At 36.8% G+C, this 20,504-nt stretch carries 16 protein-coding genes; 6 read left to right on the top strand and 10 right to left on the bottom strand.

Features of this window, described 5'->3' with window-relative positions; genetic code table 11:
* Positions 1-7 precede the first annotated feature (7 nt).
* Positions 8-643: a YesL family protein gene (locus MHB55_RS01430; protein WP_154311837.1), complete on the top strand. Its 636-nt coding sequence runs from the start codon at positions 8-10 to the stop codon at positions 641-643.
* A gap of 29 nt (positions 644-672) precedes the next feature.
* Here the strand turns inward: MHB55_RS01430 and MHB55_RS01425 are convergent, their stop codons facing one another.
* The 3 genes from MHB55_RS01425 to MHB55_RS01415 form a co-directional block, all read right to left on the bottom strand.
* Entirely contained in the window at positions 673-1,494 is an 822-nt protein-coding gene (locus MHB55_RS01425; protein WP_340862392.1) for a carbohydrate ABC transporter permease, read from the bottom strand.
* Between the two features lie 13 nt (positions 1,495-1,507).
* A complete protein-coding gene (locus MHB55_RS01420; protein ID WP_340862391.1) occupies positions 1,508-2,386 on the bottom strand; it encodes a carbohydrate ABC transporter permease in 879 nt (292 codons plus the stop codon).
* A 93-nt stretch (positions 2,387-2,479) separates the two neighbouring features.
* The gene (locus MHB55_RS01415) at positions 2,480-3,772 is read right to left on the bottom strand and encodes an extracellular solute-binding protein (RefSeq protein ID WP_154311843.1); all 1,293 of its coding nucleotides are present in this window, start codon (positions 3,770-3,772) and stop codon (positions 2,480-2,482) included.
* 165 nt (positions 3,773-3,937) lie between these two features.
* On the opposite strand from MHB55_RS01415, the gene MHB55_RS01410 reads away from it, so the two are divergent.
* Positions 3,938-5,134 (top strand): ROK family protein, encoded by a 1,197-nt coding sequence (locus MHB55_RS01410; protein WP_427657540.1) that lies wholly within the window; start codon positions 3,938-3,940, stop codon positions 5,132-5,134.
* Between the two features lie 207 nt (positions 5,135-5,341).
* Positions 5,342-6,952, top strand: coding sequence for a glycoside hydrolase family 43 protein (locus MHB55_RS01405; RefSeq protein ID WP_340862390.1), 1,611 nt, complete (start codon positions 5,342-5,344; stop codon positions 6,950-6,952).
* 186 nt (positions 6,953-7,138) lie between these two features.
* On the opposite strand, the gene MHB55_RS01400 is transcribed toward MHB55_RS01405, so the two are convergent.
* Positions 7,139-8,137, bottom strand: coding sequence for a Gfo/Idh/MocA family protein (locus MHB55_RS01400; RefSeq protein WP_340862389.1), 999 nt, complete (start codon positions 8,135-8,137; stop codon positions 7,139-7,141).
* A 172-nt stretch (positions 8,138-8,309) separates the two neighbouring features.
* Between MHB55_RS01400 and MHB55_RS01395 the strand changes: the two genes are divergently transcribed.
* From MHB55_RS01395 to MHB55_RS01385, 3 genes are all read left to right on the top strand, one after another.
* On the top strand, positions 8,310-9,185 hold the full coding sequence (locus tag MHB55_RS01395; protein WP_144538422.1) for an SPASM domain-containing protein: 876 nt from the start codon (positions 8,310-8,312) through the stop codon (positions 9,183-9,185).
* A gap of 188 nt (positions 9,186-9,373) precedes the next feature.
* The gene (locus tag MHB55_RS01390; protein WP_340862388.1) at positions 9,374-10,351 is read left to right on the top strand and encodes a BMP family lipoprotein; all 978 of its coding nucleotides are present in this window, start codon (positions 9,374-9,376) and stop codon (positions 10,349-10,351) included.
* 19 nt (positions 10,352-10,370) lie between these two features.
* Positions 10,371-12,020, top strand: a complete 1,650-nt coding sequence (locus tag MHB55_RS01385; protein ID WP_154311852.1) for a methyl-accepting chemotaxis protein — start codon at positions 10,371-10,373, stop codon at positions 12,018-12,020.
* Between the two features lie 113 nt (positions 12,021-12,133).
* Here MHB55_RS01385 and MHB55_RS01380 read toward each other — a convergent pair whose 3' ends face one another.
* From MHB55_RS01380 to tcuA, 6 genes are all read right to left on the bottom strand, one after another.
* Positions 12,134-13,939, bottom strand: a complete 1,806-nt coding sequence (locus MHB55_RS01380) for a carbon starvation CstA family protein (RefSeq protein ID WP_154311853.1) — start codon at positions 13,937-13,939, stop codon at positions 12,134-12,136.
* Between the two features lie 761 nt (positions 13,940-14,700).
* Entirely contained in the window at positions 14,701-15,063 is a 363-nt protein-coding gene (locus MHB55_RS01375; protein WP_144538418.1) for a hypothetical protein, read from the bottom strand.
* Between the two features lie 657 nt (positions 15,064-15,720).
* Complete coding sequence (locus MHB55_RS01370; RefSeq protein ID WP_340862387.1) at positions 15,721-17,247, bottom strand: tripartite tricarboxylate transporter permease; 1,527 nt, start codon at positions 17,245-17,247, stop codon at positions 15,721-15,723.
* Positions 17,248-17,259: 12 nt separating this feature from the next.
* Entirely contained in the window at positions 17,260-17,715 is a 456-nt protein-coding gene (locus MHB55_RS01365) for a tripartite tricarboxylate transporter TctB family protein (RefSeq protein WP_340862386.1), read from the bottom strand.
* A 59-nt stretch (positions 17,716-17,774) separates the two neighbouring features.
* Entirely contained in the window at positions 17,775-18,806 is a 1,032-nt protein-coding gene (locus MHB55_RS01360; RefSeq protein WP_151111650.1) for a tripartite tricarboxylate transporter substrate binding protein, read from the bottom strand.
* A gap of 90 nt (positions 18,807-18,896) precedes the next feature.
* The gene (gene tcuA, locus MHB55_RS01355; protein WP_340862385.1) at positions 18,897-20,405 is read right to left on the bottom strand and encodes an FAD-dependent tricarballylate dehydrogenase TcuA; all 1,509 of its coding nucleotides are present in this window, start codon (positions 20,403-20,405) and stop codon (positions 18,897-18,899) included.
* Between the last annotated feature and the right edge of the window lie 99 nt (positions 20,406-20,504).

The raw sequence follows: 20,504 nt of genomic DNA, 5'->3' as shown, positions 1-20,504 counted from the left end.
GATTTCTATGAATGCAACTAGTAGCTTTATTTATAACGCAACCGAATGGATTACTAAATTTGCTTATTTAAATGTGCTATGGATACTTTTTACTCTGCTAGGTGGCGTAATTTTCGGTTTTTTCCCCTCCACTATTTCGATGTTCGCAGTTGTAAGAGAGTGGCTGAAAGGTGAAACCGATTTACCCTTGTTCAGTACTTTCTGGAAGCATTATAGAAATGAATTTGTTAAAAGCAATTTGTTAGGAATCTTTGTTACCATCATCGGAGTAGTTATTGTGTTAGATATTTTTTATATTCAATCTACCAATAGCAAGCTTTTAAGTTGGACATACCTTCCTCTATTTGCTTTTATGCTACTATTCATTATGTTTTTGTTTTACCTTTTTCCATCCTTTGTACATTTCAATTTAAAGCTAGGACAGGTGATAAAAAATTCCTTTTTTATTATGCTAATCAATCCAATTACTACGCTATTCATCTTTCTCTGCTTATTGCCCTTCTTCTATTTAATAAGCATTCTTCCAGCTATCGGATTTATATTTGGCGGAAGCGTCTATGCTCTTATATCTATGAGATTTGGCCTCCTTGCATTTCAAAAAGTAAGTGAAAAACAAGAGGCATTAAAATCAAGCAATGGGTAATAGCTTCTATATACGTGAAGCTATTAGCTTTACCCTTTCACAGCACTTGCCGAGATACCTTCCACTACTTTATTGCTAAAGAAAATAAAGGCGATAATGATTGGCAATACGCTTATGATCAGTGTAGCTCCTATCGCTCCCCAATCCGTCATATACTGTCCAATGAAATTTTGGATACCAACCGTTAACGTTTTGTATTTCTCAGAGCTTATAAATGTATTGACGAACACAAACTCATTCCAGTTATAGATCATATTAATGACTACTGTTGTAGCCATTACTGGTGTGGTCATTGGAAGAATAACCTTAAAAAACATCCGATTAACTGAGCAACCGTCTATAACAGCAGCTTCCTCAATTTCCTTTGGTAGCGTGTAATAGAACCCGAGTAAGATCATCATGGTAATTGGCAGATTATAGGCTGTATATGTAATAACAACACCGAACGGGTTATCTATTAAATTTACACTCAAAAACATACTGTAGAGTGGGATAAGCGCTGAATGGATAGGAATCATTAACCCGATGATAAACAGACTTAGTACAGCTCCGCTTAGCTTCCACCTCATTCGAGTAATAGCAAAAGTAGCCATACTTGCAAAAAGAACAGTTAACACTATCGCAAGAGCTGTAATCCAAACACTATTAAAAAAGTAAACTCCTATACCTCCATCCCAAACTTTTAGATAATTTTCCCACCTAAACTCAGAAGGTAAGGCAAATGGTGATCCCGCAAATATTTCCCGATTATCTTTTAATGAGAAAATAAATAACCATATTAGCGGGATGATTTGAAACAATGCTACTACTATTAGACTGAAATATAGAAAGAAGTAGCCAACGCGTTTCATATACAAACCTCCTTTAATATTCTATTCTCTCTTTTGGTGTAGTTAATTTACGAATAACAAAAGTTACAATTAAAGTAATAATTAATAGAAGGAATCCAATCGCACTTCCATATCCAAAGTTATAGCTTGAAAATGCTAGTTTATACATATAGGAAGCCATTACTTCACTTGCACCATTCGGACCACCAGAAGTCATCACATAAATTAAATCAAAGTATTTTAACGACCCAATTATCGCTAATACGACTGTCACACTTACGACTTCTTTGATTAATGGCAGCTTAATCCTTGTGGCAATTTGGAATGCTGTAGCACCATCCATTCTTGCTGCTTCAATTAATGACTCTGGGATATTCTTCAATGCAGCATAGTAAATCAAAATATAAAATCCTGCATATTGCCACAAAATCGGGATAAATATAGCAAACAAAACGAGAGACGGATCCGCTAACCAAGCAGGAGGGTTTTCCACTCCTATTTGCTTTAGAAAAACATTTAAAATACCGTTAGATGGGTTATACACTTTAATCCAGAGCTGTGCTATCGCCACAGAGGACAGTAACATCGGTATTAAATATATTTTTCTTAAAAGATCAGATCCTTTTATCTTGGATGCCAAAACAAAAGATATTGTTAAATAAATGGCCAAGCTCAGCGTGGAGAATATCGCTAACAAGAATGAATGATAGGCACTACTCCAAAATTTCATATCCTGGAGACCTTTTATATAATTCTCTAATCCGACGAACGTTTTTTCACCTATCCCATCCCATTCCATTAAGCCATAGTATCCCGATAAAATTAGCGGAATGAATACCAACACCAAAACTAGTAATAGCGCCGGAGAAATATATAACGCTATTAGCAGTTTGTTAGACATTACCTTGTTCATAACAAGTAACTCCCTCCTTATCAGGTAGACAAGGGCTATCCAACTAATAGGATAACCCTCACATACACTGACAATTCTTCTTAAAGCTATCTTCTATTTTGAAAGGGCATCCTCATGTGCTTTTGAAAATTCTTCTGGAGTCATTTCCTTTCCAAAAAGAGCTTGAATAGAATCTAAATGAACTTGCGCCACATTTGGACTCATTTGAACATCTGCAAATAGAGTAATATTACTTGCCTCATTTAGTTCATTCAAAATATTGATATACATCTCCGGAAGATCCAATGAATCTGCATCTACTTTAGTAGCAGGGATTACGCCAGCTTGTGTAACAGCTTTTTCTCCCCATTGCTTAACAAAGTATGCTGCAAAATCCTTTGCTTCTTCTTTTACATCTGAGTTCTCAGCTACGAATAGCCCTACCCCTGGTCCTCCAACAAAGCTATCCATATCTCCATTACCGTCAACAGTCGGGAATTTCAGATATTCAACAGAATCTCTAAATTCCTGCGGAACAGATTCATTTGTTGTATAGTTCGGTAGATCCCAAGTAGCTATCAAATACATTGGAACCTGCTCACTCATGAACATACTTTTTGCTTCTTCATCTGCTAAACCATTAAACCCATTGACGAATGCACCCATATTCACAAGATCTTGTACCTTTTTCGCTGCCTCTACTAATGCTGGATCTTCAAAAGAACCTGAACGATCAATTGCCTTGTTTAGAACTTCTGCTCCTCCAAGACGATCCGCTAAATACATATACCAAAGTGACCCTGTCCAAGCATCTTTGTTTCCTAAAGCAATTGGATCAATACCATCTTCTTTAAAGACTTTTATAACATTTTCTAATTCTTCAAAAGTCTTTGGTGCTTCTAAATTATGTTCCTCAAACATGGCTTTATTATAATAAAGAGTTACAATGTTTAACTCTAATGGTAAACCGTATGTTTTACCGTCTAGGGCATAGGCTTCCGCAGTTCCTGGAACGAAGCTATCGCTTAATTGATCTTTAATGACATCATCTAAAGGAGCGAACATGTTACCACCAACATATGGCTCTAAGAACCCTGCTGCCCAGGTCATCCCTACATCAGGAAGCTCTTTAGATGTCGATAAAACTCTTAACTTGTCTTTATACTGTTCATTACTTAAAACTTCCAGATCCACCTTGACTCCTTCATGTTCTTTTTCATAATCCGCAATAATTTCATTTACTACATCGTAATGCTGCTTGGAACTTCCTTCGGGCCATAAATGCATAAACTTAATCTCTTTGTCCCCATTTGCGTTTGAAGATGTTTCGTTTGAATCTGAACATCCTGCCAATAAATAAAATACAGAAGCAAATAATAGAATTTTAATCATTTTGTTGATTTTCATTCTTATTTCCCCCACCCCAAATTATTTTTACAACAATATTCTGACTATTGTATGCGTTTTCATTGTAGCAAATAACACTATGTTAGTCTAGTGGATAAACAAAGTTTTTTTCTTTGTCATTTATATGTTAGAATGATGAAAATGATATAGAAAGAGCTGAATAGGATGAAACTGAGTGCTAACCAAACATGGAATCATCATGTGGTGAAAAAAGGGAACAAATCGCTAGTTCTAGATAAAATAAAATACAATTCCCCTATCTCCAGGGCCTCTGTTGCAAGTCAGGTCGGATTAAACAAAGGAACTGTGTCATCTTTAGTAAATGATTTACTAGACGAACATCTCATCTATGAATCTGGGCCTGGAGAATCCAGTGGTGGAAGAAGACCAGTTATGTTGCTTTTCAATGAAAAAGCAGGTTACTCCATCGGAATAGACATAGGTGTTAACTATTTACTTGGCGTGCTAACAGACCTTAACGGAAATATTCACAAAGAGAAGCAAATAACATTTAAGAATTTATCCTATGAACAGATTGAGATAAAGTTATTTGAAACAATAGAGTTCCTCCTCACTGCCACTCCTGAATGTCCTCATGGCGTTATAGGAATCGGTGTTGGCGTACCTGGGATTGTGGATAAGGATGGTAACATTCTACTAGCACCGAATTTAAACTGGAGAAATGTAAACCTGAAAGAGGTACTAGAAGAAAAATATAATCTTCCAATCATCATAGAAAACGAAGCCAATGCCGGAGCATACGGGGAAAAACATTTCGGTGCAGGTAAAGATTTTGAAAACGTCATATACGTGAGTGCTGGTATAGGTATCGGTGTTGGGTTAATACTCAATGGCTCCCTTTATAAAGGATTTAATGGATTCTCTGGTGAATTAGGTCACATGACCATCCAAGCAGGGGATGCTAAATGTCGCTGTGGAAACGAGGGTTGCTGGGAGTTATATGCTTCAGAACAAGCTCTCATTAGACATGCTGAGAAATTGGATATTCCTTCTGATACGCAAGACTTAGAAGGTTTAGTAAACCTAGCAGAGAGTGGAAATGACGAGGTCATTAAACTGTTTGAACAGACGGGAGACTATTTAGGTATCGGTATTAATAACATTATTAATATCTTTAACCCACAACAAGTAATCATCGGTAACCGTTTAGCTTACTCTGAAAAATGGTTAAAGTACTCGTTAAACAAGAGAGTCTCGAATCAAGCTTTATGGTTCCAACAAAATGATTTGCAAATCGATTTTTCAGAGCTCTCGACACGATCTACGGCTCTAGGGGTTGCTGCTTTTTCCATTGAAAATTTTTTGAGTGTCAGTATCCAACAAGATAATACATTAGAATAAAAGCTTTACTAGTTTTAAAATTATCTAAAAATTATGACTTGCCGTTTTATTTTTTCTAGTGTTAAATGTATTGGTATATTGGAAAATTTATTTCGAGATTATTAGAAGAGACATCAATACTGCGAAGTCTATCTTCAAATGTATTGTATAGAAACTACATAAGCTTGAAGTAGACAAAAAATAATCGGATGCAAAGGATGATGACAATTGACAACTATACGAAATCCCATTTTACCCGGGTTTAATCCAGATCCAAGTATTTGCAGAGTTGGGGAAGACTATTATATTGCCGTTTCTACATTTGAATGGTTCCCCGGTGTTGGTATTTATCATTCAAAGGATTTAAAAAATTGGCGTTTAGCTTCCCGTCCTCTTAATCGTATTAGTCAATTGAATATGATGGGGAATCCTAACTCCGGTGGTGTTTGGGCTCCTGCATTATCCTACAGTGATGGCCAGTTTTGGCTAATTTTCACGGATGTAAAAGTCACAGAGGGACAATGGAAGGATTGCCATAACTATCTTGTTACATGCGACAAAATTGACGGAGAATGGTCAGAGCCTATCTATCTGAACAGTTCTGGTTTTGATCCATCCTTATACCATGATGAATCTGGAAAAAAGTACTTAGTAAATATGAAATGGGATCACCGTCTTCACCATCATAATTTTTATGGTATTGAACTTCAGGAATATGATGTAAAGCAGCAAAAACTAGTTGGGGAGTCTACTATTATTTTTAAAGGAACAGATATTAAGTTGGTAGAGGCCCCTCACCTTTACAAGATCAATGACTATTATTATTTATTGACTGCAGAAGGTGGCACAAAATACGACCATGCTGCAACTATTGCACGTTCGAAAAAATTAGAGGGGCCTTACGAGGTACATCCGGATAATCCGTTAATAACTTCATTTCCCTATCCACGAAATCCTTTACAAAAGTCTGGTCATGCTTCTATCGTTCACACCCATACGGATGAATGGTTTTTAGTTCACTTAACTGGCAGACCACTACCAAAAGATAACCAGCCATTACTCGATCCACGAGGATATTGTCCACTGGGAAGAGAGACGGCCATTCAAAGATTAGAGTGGAAGAATGATTGGCCTTATGTCGTTAATGGTAACGGACCATCACTTGAAATTGAAGGGCCAGCTATTGAAGAAGTAGCATGGGAAAAAGATTTTGAGGAGAAGGACAATTTTAATGGCGAACGCTTAAATAATCATTTCCAATCACTGCGTATACCACTTGGAGAACATATTGTTTCATTAAAAGATAACCCCGGCCATTTAAGGCTTTACGGGAAGGAATCATTAACATCAAAATTTACACAAGCGTTTATAGCAAGACGTTGGCAACACTTTAACTTCACTGCAGAAACAAAAGTAGCCTTTAACCCGAATAGCTTCCAGCAATCGGCTGGTCTTGTTAATTACTATAATACGGAAAACTGGACAGCACTTCAGATTTCGTGGCATGAGGAAAAGGGAAGAATTCTTGAGTTAAGTACATGCGATAACTTTGTGTTTGACCAACCGCTCCAAGGAAGAGAAATTATTATTCCTGAAGAGTTGGAATATATATATCTACGAGTAGATGTTAAGACGTCTATTTACGAATATTCGTATTCATATAATGGCGAAAGCTGGACACTAATCCCTATTCCATTTGCTTCACATAAATTATCCGATGACTATATTCAAGGTGGCGGCTTCTTTACCGGTGCATTTGTCGGTATGCAGTGTCAGGATACTTCGGGGCAAAGTCTGCCTGCCGATTTTGATTATTTTATCTATAAAGAAACAGAATAACATTGAAAAATCCTTCTAAATGAAAGAAGGCTTTGATAACGAATAAATTGTCTATTTCCAAGTGTATTTAGTAGTCACTAAAATATAAAAATTTTAGCACCGCAATTGCGGTGCTTTTTTAGGTGATGAATTGTACTAGCAGTCCTTTAATACCCCTCATATAGCACTCCATAAATAAAATATAATTTAACTTATTATTTCTATCACTTCACCTGTTTTAATAGATTCCAGACAAGCTTCTATCACTCGCATGTTCTCCACACTAAATCCCCCAGTCACTTCGGGGTTTGTGTTGTTTAAGATGGCATCCGAGAAATGTTCCACTTCTATACGGTAGAGGTCACCATGTATACTTTCTTCTCGTGTCATGTCATGTTGTTGGATTAAAATTCTTCCTAAACCACCATTCTGGTCTGGCCGAAATGCGAATGGTACTTTAATCGTCCCTAAAGATCCCACTATTTCATATTCATTTCTTCCTGCCATGTCAAAGCTACAATTGAAGGTAGCATGAATACCATTATCTAATTGTAAAGTTCCAAAAGCACTTATGTCGACTTCGGTTTCACTATCTAGATCTGCCAAGCAATGGACCTTCACTGGTTCTGCACCCGCCATGTATCGGATTGCATGAATACAATAACAGCCCACATCAAATAGACTGCCTCCCCCCATTTCTTTATTCATTCTAAATTGGCTTTTACGATTGCCCATATAAAATGAGTGACTTGATGTGATTAGTTTAATTTCTCCTATCGCACCAGATGAAATCAGTTCTTTCACACGATTATGCTGTGGATGGAGCTGATACATGAAAGCCTCCATGAATTTCACATTTTGTTCCATACAAATTTCTACCATCTCTGACGCCTCTTTTGCTGTAAGAGAAATGGGCTTTTCACAAAGTATATGCTTTCCTGCCTTAGCTGATTTAAATACCCACTCCTTATGCAAATGATTAGGTAGCGGAATATAGACCGCATCAATTATTGGATTAGCGAGAAGCTCCTCATAGCTTTCATAAGCAATAGGAATATCTAAAGCTCTCGCCACATCGTGAACATTACTTCCTCTACCCGCAATAGCAACCAATTCAGCATTGCTCGCCCTTTTGATAGCCGGAATAAGCTGCTCTTGCGCAATTCTTGCTGTACTTAAAACTCCCCAACGAATTTTGTTCGCCACTGTACTCGCCTCCTTGTATTTTCATAGAGTATTTCTTAATGCTTTGTTCGGCAAAGTCTGAGTATTTTCCTCCTACACAAAAATATACTTTTAGAAAGTCCTCTCCTAAATTCATTTTCTGTTAAAATGAGTATAGTTGTTTATCAAATAGAACTGGAACGGTGAAGAAAACTTGAAAACTTTTAAGAAGATGTATATTGAAATTACAAGTGTTTGTAATCTTGCTTGTAGCTTTTGTCCACCAACTGCTCGCAAGGCCAACATCATTAAATTGGATGCCTTTAATAACATCCTTGATCAGATAAAGGACCATACGAGATATATTTACCTGCATGTTAAAGGAGAGCCATTGCTCCATGCTAGAATTGACCAGCTTCTAGACGCAGCTCATGCCAAAGGGTTTAAAGTGAATATTACTACAAACGGGACACTTATTAAGAAGAACCGAGAGAAATTATTAGGAAAACCTGCACTACGCCAAATAAACTTCTCTCTTCACAGCTTTGATGGCCATGAGGGATCTGAGAATCGAGAAAAGTACCTAGGAGATATTCTTGAATTTGTTCGTGATTCGAGAGAGCATAATACTATCATTTCCTATCGTTTATGGAATCTCCAACAAGATCAGGTGTCTGATCTGGTACAACGAAGAAATCGTGAAACCTTAGAAATTCTAGAAAACGAATATAACCTAGACTTCAAGATCGAAGAAAAGGTACAGCCAGGCAAAGGGATTAAAATTGCACCAAACGTTTTCCTAAACCAAGACCATGAATTTCAATGGCCAAGCCTTCAAGCCCCTGAGGACGACGGCAAAGGATTCTGCCACGCCCTTCGTAGCCAAGCCGCCATCTTAGTAGACGGAACAGTTGTCCCGTGTTGTTTAGACGGTGAAGGTGTCATTAACTTAGGCAATGTCAATAAAACCCCCTTCTCCGAAATCATTGAAAGTGAACGAGCAAATGCACTTTATGATGGATTCACAAGAAGAGAAGCCGTTGAAGAAATGTGCAGAAAATGTGGATATAGACAGAGGTTTGGGGTTTAATTTTGTTCATATATAAAAGAAATAAGTAGCAGCCCATCGAGAACTTTTCTCCGATGGGTTTTTATCTGTCTTAAATATAGAAGTAATAGAATTTTTCAACTAAAGTTACTATTTTAATATATATAAATAAATATAAAATACGGACGATATCTTCTTAGTGACAATAAATAAAGATTGGAATTGATTTAATGAATAAAATTATCCTTATTATAAGTATAATAATTTTTAGTCTCATGATAACTGCTTGTTCGAGTTCCCAAATAGACAATCAAAGCAACCAAATGAAAATAGGTATCATGCTTTCAGAAGCTGGTTTAGGCGACCAATCTTTTTCAGATTTAGGATTTGCGGGTCTTGAAAAGGCACGAGATGAATTAAATATTTCTTTTGATTATCGAGAAATCCAAGATAGTAAAACCTATGAAAATGGTTTAGAGGAATTAGTAAAACAAGAGAATGATTTAATCATTGGTTTAGGATTCTCTATGCTAGAACCTATGGAAACAATAGCAAAAAAGTATCCAGACAAGACTTTTTTATTAATTGACTCTCAGTCAGATCTTCCTAATATTTATAATATTACTTTCAAAGAAGAAGAAGCTTCTTTTTTAATAGGGGCACTAGCTGGTATGAAAACCAAGACTAACGTAGTTGGGTTCGTCGGTGGAGAAAACAATCCTCTCATACAAAAATTTGAAAAAGGGTTTGTTCAGGGAGTTAAATCTGAAAACCCCAATGCAGAAATACTAAGTCAGTATGCCAATACTTATGATGACGATAAATTAGGAGAAAAAATCGCTGAGCAATTTATCGCTGATAAAGCAGACTTTATCTATCCCGCTGCAGGATTTACTGGTGTAGGCGTTATAAATGAATCCCAACGTTTAGGTACATATTCTTTCGGTGTAGATAGTGATCAGTTTTACTTAGCTGAAAAAGCAGTTGTCAGCTCCATGATTAAACAGGTGGATCAAGTAATATTTAATACTGTAAAAGAAATTGTTGAATCCGGAAAAATTGCTAACAAGAATAGTGAATTAGGTTTAAAAGAGAACGGTGTAGATATTGCACCTATTCGCATTATCGACCTTTCACCTACTGAAGAGGAAAGATTGAAGAAATTACGAGAAGAAATTTCAAATGGGAATATTACAATATTAAAATAGAAATTAAGGTGACGATAGATTGAAACTTAAACAAAAAATATTACTCATTTCCATTATTCCCTTAATGCTCTCCACTTGCATTATCGGTTTTAATATTATTCAGTTAAAATCTTTAAATGCTTCTACGGAGACAATTGTTCAAACACTTCTTAATGTAGAGGAACTTAATAGCTCAACCAAAAGCTTACAAAAATCATTAAGTGCATATTCTCTCAACACATCAGAGAGCAATAAAAATGATATACAGGTAGACTTAGACTCTATCCAATCCACTTACGATATATTAACTCCTAGTTTGACTAGTGAAAAACAAATAGATATTTCTCAACAAATATCTAAGAAATATAATGAAGTCTTAAAAGAGACAGAAGCTGCTATAACAAATAACAATCAAGCCGAGGTCAAACGTCAATCTCTACGAACAAAAGGGTTAATAAATGACGTCATAGAACTAAAAAGAAATATAAACAAAGAATATACGGACATGCAAATGTATTTGCATGCAAAAATAGATAGTATCATAAGTATTTCTATTGCTTTAGCATTGATTTTATTAATAGGTAGTATCGCAATTGTTGTGTTTTTCACAAATCGCATTGTTTCTCCAATTAAACAAATTACTAAAAATGCAGAAGAAATCGCAAACGGGAATCTAGTAGTTGATATGAAGAAAATCCATTCTCGTGACGAAGTAGCTACATTACAAGTAGCTTTTGAGAAAATGACTTTAAATTTAAAAGAAATCATTTCTCATGTCTCAGATAGCTCCAACCAAGTTGCAGCTTCAGCCGAAGAATTGATGGCTAGTGCCGATGAAACGATGAAGGGCACCGAATTAATCTCTACTACTATTCAACAAGTGTCAGATGATACCGAACATCAGAAACGTATTTCAGACGAATCTGCTGTTTCAGCTGAAGAAAGCTCAGTTGAAATAACACATATTGCAGCACAGGCTAATTCAGCTTTACAACTAACAATTTCTACGAATCAAATGACTATAGAGGGTTCAAATTTTGTGTCAGAAACCGTTACACAAATGAATCGTATAAGCGAGGCTGTAGAAGATACGGATAGCGCACTTGTCATCCTTAATAATCGAACAGCCGAAATTGTACATGTATTAAAATTAATAACAGATATCGCAGAGCAAACGAACCTACTTGCATTAAACGCAGCGATAGAAGCAGCCAGAGCTGGTGAAGCAGGAAAAGGATTTGCCGTAGTGGCTGGTGAAGTGAGAAAGCTTTCCGAACAAACAAGAAAATCTGTATCAGATATTACAGGTATTGCTGTTGAGATTGAAGGTGACACCAAAAAAACCATTCAATCCATTAATGATGCAAAGGAAAGAGTTAAATCTGGTATAAGGATTGCTCATTCAACGAAGGTGACATTTCATGATATCCTAACAGCTGTTGAGCAAGTTAAAGACCAAGTAAGTAATATCTCACTGATCTCCAACAAAATTCAAACTCAGGTTACTCAAGTTACTACAAGAGCACAAGAAATGTCCGAAGCAACAAAAGTGACATCAGACAATTCTGCATCTGTAGCCTCTGCATCCGAGGAGCAATTAGCTTCTATGGAGGAAGTAACTGCAGCAGCTGTTTCCTTAGCAAATCTTGCAGAAGATTTACAGATAAAAATTTCTAAATTTACAGTGTAACTATCAAATGCAGCAACATTAAATGACCAACACGCACTAACCCATCCGATAAACACTCGGATGGGTTAGTAATTTAAAATGTTACTTATTCATTTAAGGCCTCTCTATATTAATTAGACGGCACCCTTCTCGGCAAGTTCAACTAACTTTTTCTGTGGTATTTTCCAAAGTTCAACCCATTTCCGGATAGAGGTTACGAGTATAATAAAACCAAGGACTAGCATAATTACAGACAGTGTCCCATTTAAAAAGCTAAATCCAGGATTGTCTGAATTCCAGTACACATTTTTTACCATCCAATACCCCGCTACATTTACAGTGACATACAAATAAGAAAGAGGTATCAGGCATGTAAGTATATACCATCGTTTATCTGCAATCTTTAGTACAATAGTTGCTCCTATTATTAAACCAATAGAAGCCATCAGCTGGTTAGATACTCCGAATAGTGCCCAAACCGAACTAATATCACCGGAATAAAGTAAATAGCCCCATAAAAAGCACGCTAAGGCGCTGGCAAAAATATTTGCCCATAACGAATCCGTCCTTTTTAAAGGTTTAAAGAATGTCCCCCCGAAGTCTTGGATCAGATAACGAGCAACTCGTGTTCCCGAGTCGATCGCCGTTAGGATGAAGACTGCCTCAAAGAGGATAACAAATTGATAAAAATAAGAGGCCATTTTTTCAAAGATAGGAATTTCTGTAAAGATATACGTCATACCTACAGCAAGCGTAACAGCCCCGCCTGTTCTTCCTTCCAAGTCCATTCCAATTTCCTCACTAAGCTTATCTAGATGAACTGTTTCCATTCCTAATGTAGCGTATTTCTCTGGTGTGGAGTTTATAGCAAAATAATCTCCTGGCATTAATGATACAGCAGCAATCAAAGCCATAATTGCAACTAAACACTCTACAAGCATTGCGCCAAAGGCTACCCCTTTAATGTCGCTCCAGCGATTAATCATTTTTGGAGTTGTCCCTGAACCAACGAATGCGTGGAACCCTGATATCGCTCCACAAGCAATGGTAATGGAAACGAATGGCCAAACCGGTCCCGCAATAATTGGACCACCACCATTGATAAACTCAGTTAATGCAGGAAATTGAACTGCTGGGTTTACATAGAACACACCAATGATTAATGCTGCAAAAACACCAATTTTCATAAAAGTACTTAAATAATCGCGAGGTGCTAGCAATAACCAAACTGGTAGAGCTGCTGCAAAAAATGCATAGATTGGTAAAGCTAAAGCGATTGTACTCTTTTCTAATGTTAAGAAATCACCAAATGCAGTTCCTTGAATATTAGGTCCCCAAATAATAGCCGCCATAATAAGTCCAAAGCCTACGATCGTAGCTACTTTCAAGTTTCCTGTTTTCTTATGGTACAACCCAACTGCCATTGCAATGGGAATTGTAATTCCTACTGCAAAGGTTCCCCACGGATTTCTCTCTAATGCGCTCAACACGACTAAAGAAAGACCCGCCATCGTTATCGTAATAATAAATAGCATTGCTAATCCTGCACAAAAGCCTGCCACAGGACCGAGCTCTTTTTTCGCAATTTCAGATAATGATTTCCCATCCTGACGCATGGATGCAAATAGCACAACCATGTCATGAACTGCTCCCCCTATCACCGCACCTATTAGAAGCCAAAGCAAGCCAGGCAAATAACCAAACTGTGCCGCTAATATCGGTCCAACTAATGGTCCCGCCGCAGCAATCGCAGCAAAATGGTGACCAAACGTGACCCATTTGTTCGTGGGTACGTAATCTTTCCCATCCTCCAGTTCATGTGCCGGGGTTGGTTTGGAATCATCTAATTTTAATACTTTTGCAGCCATAAATGTGCCATACAAACGATAAGCAATTAATAAAATACAGATAGATCCAATTACTATAGTAACCGCATTCATTATTTTTTCTCCTCCATCCTATTAATCTACAATAATCATACTAAAAAAGAGAATGATAAATTCGTATAATAAATTGAATTATATAAATATATATAAATTTCAATTATTTATATAATACATGAATAAATAATAGAAAAAAACCATGAAATAATAACTAAATGATTATTGTTGATAATTATTTATAGATCTGTACAAGAAAAACTAAGGATTCATTTGTTTGGTTAAGTCTATTGAAATCATAGTTTATCGTGATTTTTAAGAAAAGAGGACGTTACTTTAATGGAACCTAACTACTTGAAAAGAATTCTGTCCAAACGTATACTTAAAGTAACTACTGAGTACATTAAAAAAGACTGATTGATGTTAGTGCATCAATCAGCCAAATATAATAGTTGGTTCCCAAAGGGATTGGCTGGTAAAAGGATTAACCCATCAGAGCTCTCAACTCAAGGATGGGTTATTTTTTATGGTTAAATGACAGTATTACAACGACCAATGTTGCGAATGCTACTGCGAACATTAATGCTTCGAATACCGACAAGGCACCACCCCCTTCCTATCGGGAGTGAGCCAACCACCCTTGAGCTACCGCACTATTATCTCTTTATTATACCACACATACGTTCTATTTTAACGAATAGTAAAAGGTAAAAGTTAACCATTAGAGAGTATTCTTCTCTAAATTATTATCCTTTTACCTTGTCTTTGAACAATTCAGTTTAAAACATTATTTCCACTAACTCAAAAAACTATTTTCAACCTTATTCACTAATATAAATCATATAGCTACTTCCAGAAACCTTTGCAAGAAAGATATCAGGATCCTCAAGAATAGAATAAATCTCAGTACCAACCTCTAAGGCATTTGAAGAATAGTCGCTGCTTGGTACAACGTCTGAAGCAACTTTTTCTTGTACTTCTCCAACCTTTTCTCCAATGGTAAATTCACTCCCAGCAGATTCTCTAACCTCAGTAAATCTATTGCCATTTGCAATCAACATCGCTGGGCTATCTGCATGGACTTGTATCACTTCGCTTTGTACAGTCATTTGGTCATATTCCGTACAGCCTGTAATGATCGGTAAAATACAGCATATCACTAGAACCATCCATGATTTTCGCATTTTAATCACCTCTCGATTAGCTATAAACTTACAGCTTTGTAAAATCTCTGTGTACAGAAGTATAACCAACTATTACAGATATATGATTCACCATCTTTAACATCCATTAATTACCACTAAAATACTATCTCTTTTTAATTACAAAGTTTTATTATATTAACTAATACCCTTTTTTTCATAAAGATAACAGATAATAACATTTGGAATAGAAATTTAACTACTAATGTAAAGCTTAATTAAAGGCTATGTTAAATGCTAGGGTTGATTTATGATGCAAATAAATCTCTAAATCAAAGAGTAGAATTGATTTCCGCGACAGCCGGACGCTTTCCGCGGGGTGAACGATAAGCCATCATCCATCGCTTACGCGCGTGGTTGTGATGTCTTATCTGTCTCCCTCATCCCGTTGGAGTCGCCGTAATCACTCCATTCAATAAATGGAGAACGCATTTATTTCATACATAAAGCTCTATTTATGAAATTATCTCACATAAAAAAAGCAGGAAAACTAACTCCATCCCATTTTCTTAATCTATTTATGTTCATAATAGTCATTTGAATTTTCCCTTTGTAATGTTTACAAGTCAAAATCAACCAATAACTTTAACAAAGCTTAATAAAAAAAACAGCCGAAATTTAATTTCGACTGACTACTTCTCATCCTTCTTCATTGGTAACTAAGTTTCTCCCTCTCATTTTCAGAATCATTGGTATTACTACCCAAAGAACAGCAAAAATTAGAAATACTAGAGAAATAGGACTCTGTAAGAAGACTATGAAGTCACCATTTGAGCCTGTTAACGCACGTCTCATATTGTTTTCAATCATTGGTCCGAGTACTAAACCTAATACTAGAGGAGCAAGTGGATAATCGTTCTTTGCAAAAAAGTAACCTACCACTCCGAAAAAGAGAAGTAACATTAAATCAAACACCGTGTATTGGACCGCATAGACACCAAAGATTGAAATTGCAATAATACTTGGCAGAAGATATTTCTTAGGTGTTTCAATAATTTTTGAAAATACCTTTACTAGAGGCATGTTAAGTACTAGAAGCATAATATTTCCTAAAAACATACTAGCGATTAACCCCCATGCTACTTGTGGATGATTGTCGAATAGAAGTGGACCTGGCTGAACATCATACATGATTAATGCTCCCATCAAAATAGCAGTAGTACCGGATCCCGGTATTCCAAGAGTTAATAAAGGTATTAAAGCTCCACCAGATGCAGCGTTATTAGCAGATTCTGGTGCTGCCACTCCCTCAATTGCACCTTTTCCGAACTTCTGTGGATTTTTGCTTACTTTTTTCTCCATGATATAAGAGAAAAAAGATGCCAACGTTGCTCCTGCACCAGGTAGAACTCCTATAAAGAAGCCTAATAACGATCCACGAGTAATTGCACCTGAGCTATCTCTTAAATCCTTTCGAGTGGGAAGGATTCTACCTATTTTTATCAATTCAGTACTCCCGTTATCTTTTTCTATTATCGTTTTAAATACTTCTCCTAGTGCGAACAATCCTACCGCTATTGTTAAAAACTCAAGACCGGAATATAAATTGGGATTATTAAATGTAAAACGGCCAACTCCAGACACTGCATCTATCCCTATCGTAGCTAACAATAATCCCAATACTGTCATCATAAGAGATTTTGTCATTGAATTGCCAGCAAGTCCACTAACCGCACACAAGCCTAATAACATTAAAGAAAAATATTCAGCTGGCCCAAACTTTAATGCAATGTCGGATAATGGTTCTGCAAGAAGCACAAGACCGATTAATGAAACAATCCCAGCAATAAAAGATCCGATAGCTGCAATGGATAAAGCAGCTCCGGCCCGGCCGTTCTTCGCCATCTGGTATCCATCCAATACCGTTACAACAGAAGACGACTCACCTGGTGTATTCAAAAGAATAGATGTCGTAGAACCACCGTACATGGCTCCATAATAAACTCCTGCTAACATAATTATAGAACTAGTAGCGGCAGATTGTGGGTCAAGCCCGCTTGTAATAGTGGCCGTGACCGGGATTAATAAGGCAACCCCGCTCATAGGGCCAATTCCAGGCAGTACTCCAACTGCTGTCCCTATCAATACTCCAAAAAATGCAAATAGTAGATTATGCCATTGAAACGCAACCGAAAATCCATCAGCAAGAAAATGTAGTGCTTCCACTATTATCACCTCTCAATAAAAAATTGTTGGGAACTCTGGTAAAGAACCTTCTAATAATTTCACAAACACAAAATATATTCCAAGAGAAAACCCTCCAGCTATTAGGATAGTTTTAAGCCAACCACCCTTTTCCATTACCTGAAATCCAATGACTAAAAATAAAATTGTAGTAATTACATATCCTAACTTTTCAAGCAACAAGACATATAAAATAGCAGAGACAAAAATAATTAAAAACCTTTTATATTCTATTTTTACTTTTTGAATTTTCTCAGAAGAATGATTACAAGTTTCAAAAAAGAGGCGAAAGCTAAGGAGAATTAATATTACCCCTAAGGCTGTTGGGAATACGTCTGGTCCTACATTACTCCCATAAGCTGTTTCTGGAATTTTTAAGCTTCCAGCTATAAATGCAACCCCTATAAGTAAAAATAAAATACTTATCATACGATCAAAACTTAGATTCACTTTGCCATCACCTCCGAAAAAAATTAGGGGAAAGAGATACTCTCTTTCCCTCTGCATGATTATTTAGCCATATCAAGCGCATGAAGCAGTTCAGCTATTTGATTACTTTGCTCATCTAAAAATAATTTGAAATCGTTTGAGTTTTTATAATCACTTTCCCACCCAGCGCTTTCCATTGATTTCTTCCACTCTTCTGTTTCTACCATTTGCTGAATTTTATCGTCCCAAAAGCTAAGCGCTTCCTCACTCATCTCTTTTGGTCCGAATATCCCTCGCCAAATCATAAATTCTGCATCTATACCTAACTCTTTCATAGTCGGCACATCACTAAGCTCTCCTTCTATTCGCTCTGGTGCCGCAACTGCTAGTACTTTTACTTTTCCTGCCTTTACATACTCTGTGACAGATGATGCATCTGTTGCAATAGCTCCAGCATTACCACCTAGTAAAGCCGTCATTGCTTCACCGGTGCCATCATACGAAACATATTTTATAGATTTATGATCAATTCCAGACTTATACGCTGGTAAAATAGAGACTAAATGATACATGGATCCTGGTCCCGATCCTCCAGCGAATGTTACGGAAGTTGGATCCTCTTCTAAATCCTCCAATAAAGCTGGGAGGTCGTTATACTTAGAATCTGACCTAACAACAATGGATCCATAGTCTTTCGTCAATTGAGCTAGAGGTGTTGTATCTTTATGTCCAAAAGGACTATTACCTTCCTTTTTTAAATTATTTATTAATACAGGAGGGGAGCCAGTAAATAGTTTATAATCGTTTTTAACATCTTGTGTGGCATAACTAGCAATAAATACTGTTCCTCCGCCACCGGGTTTGTTTTCAACTGTCATCGTCTTATCCAATAATTTAGATTCCGCCATCACCTTTGAAAAGGTCCTTGCTGTCCGATCCCAGCCTCCACCTGGACCTGACGGTGCTACAACAACAATTGGTTTCTCTGGATAAGTTCCATTACTTTTTCCAGCTCCACTCGCAGTATTATTTCCATTCCCACTACAACCCGCTAAAGTCAAAACTAATGCAATCCCTACCAAAACACCTTTCCATTTTGCAGTTTTCTTCATAACTTCTTCACCTCTTCGAATAGTATGAAAGCGCCTACATTTTTATTTAAATGAATTCTCCTCGGCTTCCAGACACGAGGAGAATATATGCTATTTGGCTAATTCTGTTCTTTCCCTATTAATATAATTAGCTGCTGATGCTCCTGCCAACTTCCCAAATACAGCACCCGACATTAAACCTGACCCGCCAGGATAGTTTTCGTAAAAGATTCCACCAATCATTTCACCTGCTGCAAAAAGTCCATTTATCGGCTCTTCTCTTGCATCTAATACATGACCTGTCGTATCTACGTGTAGTCCGCCAAACGAAAAAGTGATGCCACACGTAACTGGAAAAGCATAGAACGGACCTTGTTCTATTCGAAGTGCCCAATTGGATTTAAGAGGGGTAATTCCCTTCGTTCCCTTCCCGTCCTTCTCCGCTGGCTTGTATTCGCCTTCCTCTACTGCTCGATTGTATTCGCTCACCGTATCTAAAAATTGCTTTTTATCCACTGGTAACAAATTTACTAGTTCTTCTAAAGTATCCGCTTGAAAAAAAGTAGCTTCTTCCAGATCGTATTCTTTCCTTAACATAGGTCTAACCTGCGCATCATAGAGTTGATATGCGACATGGCCAGGTTGCTTCAGTATTTCACGACCATATTTGGCATACGTATAATTTCGTAAATCTGCTCCCTCATCAACAAAACGCTTTCCATCTTTATTTAGCATGATGCTATATGGATAAGAGTGCTTTTTAAAAATATCGCCGGGTTTTGCAAAGTCACCTACTTTTGGAGCATTATAATCTGTACCAATTGAATGGCAGCCTTCCCACTCCCCATATTTTTGTGCTCCTACTTCTAAAGCCATCGTAATACCATCACCTGTATTGAATTCAGTTCCACGGACAATGGCAGCTTCCCATTCTTCCCCAATATGCTCACTTCTCCAATTCTTATTGGCCTCAAAGCTACCACAAGCTAAAATCACACCAAATGTATTTACAGTAATCGATTCATTTTCTTTTTGCACAACAACACCTGTAATTTGCTCATCTTCTTTATTTAATTTTATAGCACGGGAATCATACCAAATCTCAATACTAAGCTCTTGAGCTCTTTCAAAAAGCTTCTTTATTAATCCAACGCCTTTGTTTTCTGTTTTAATCGGCAAACCTCCCCAAAAATGTCGTTTGCCGTCTTGTAGAAAAGATTGATTATCATAGTTCAATTCAAAGTTAATACCTTGATTTTGCATCCATGCAATTGTGTCATAGGACTTGGAAACAAGCTGTTGACCTAGTTGAGGATCGCTTTTCCCACTCGTTACTCGCATTAAGTCATCATAATAATCTTGTTCCGTGTACTCTGGCATCACAATATTTTCTGCCTCATCGTCTGTCAATTTGGGTATTATTTTTCTGATAGCGTCTAAATTATTGTAGGCAACTCGAATCGCTCCATCAGTAAAATAAGAGTTACCTCCGCGTTTTTCTATTGGTCCTTTTTCTAAAACCAGGACACTGGCGCCACCCTCCTTCGCTGCAATTGCTGCACATAAAGCTGCATTTCCAGCTCCTACTACTACAACATCATAATTATGTGTATGAGACATGCTAATTCCTCCTAATAAGTTATAATGAATCTTAAAAAATATAATAAATATAAAATTCAGAAAATAATAATATTACTTTTCTATTTTTCTTCATAGAAA

The sequence above is a fragment of the Psychrobacillus sp. FSL K6-1267 genome (genome assembly GCF_038003265.1).
Lineage (GTDB): Bacteria > Bacillota > Bacilli > Bacillales_A > Planococcaceae > Psychrobacillus > Psychrobacillus faecigallinarum.
Note: the sequence above shows the minus strand (reverse complement) of the source record. Positions and strands in the feature narration are given on the sequence as shown.

Bases quoted from the DNA above. Each gene is read 5' to 3' on its own strand.
- MHB55_RS01425 (WP_340862392.1), bottom strand. From the start codon at position 1,494: ATGAAACGCGTTGGCTACTTCTTTCTATATTTCAGTCTAATAGTAGTA.
- MHB55_RS01415 (WP_154311843.1), bottom strand. From the start codon at position 3,772: ATGAAAATCAACAAAATGATTAAAATTCTATTATTTGCTTCTGTATTT.
- MHB55_RS01430 (WP_154311837.1), top strand. From the start codon at position 8: ATGAATGCAACTAGTAGCTTTATTTATAACGCAACCGAATGGATTACT.
- MHB55_RS01380 (WP_154311853.1), bottom strand. From the start codon at position 13,939: ATGAATGCGGTTACTATAGTAATTGGATCTATCTGTATTTTATTAATT.
- MHB55_RS01360 (WP_151111650.1), bottom strand. From the start codon at position 18,806: ATGAAGAAAACTGCAAAATGGAAAGGTGTTTTGGTAGGGATTGCATTA.
- MHB55_RS01410 (WP_427657540.1), top strand. From the start codon at position 3,938: ATGAAACTGAGTGCTAACCAAACATGGAATCATCATGTGGTGAAAAAA.
- MHB55_RS01420 (WP_340862391.1), bottom strand. From the start codon at position 2,386: ATGAACAAGGTAATGTCTAACAAACTGCTAATAGCGTTATATATTTCT.
- MHB55_RS01390 (WP_340862388.1), top strand. From the start codon at position 9,374: ATGAATAAAATTATCCTTATTATAAGTATAATAATTTTTAGTCTCATG.
- tcuA (WP_340862385.1), bottom strand. From the start codon at position 20,405: ATGTCTCATACACATAATTATGATGTTGTAGTAGTAGGAGCTGGAAAT.
- MHB55_RS01375 (WP_144538418.1), bottom strand. From the start codon at position 15,063: ATGCGAAAATCATGGATGGTTCTAGTGATATGCTGTATTTTACCGATC.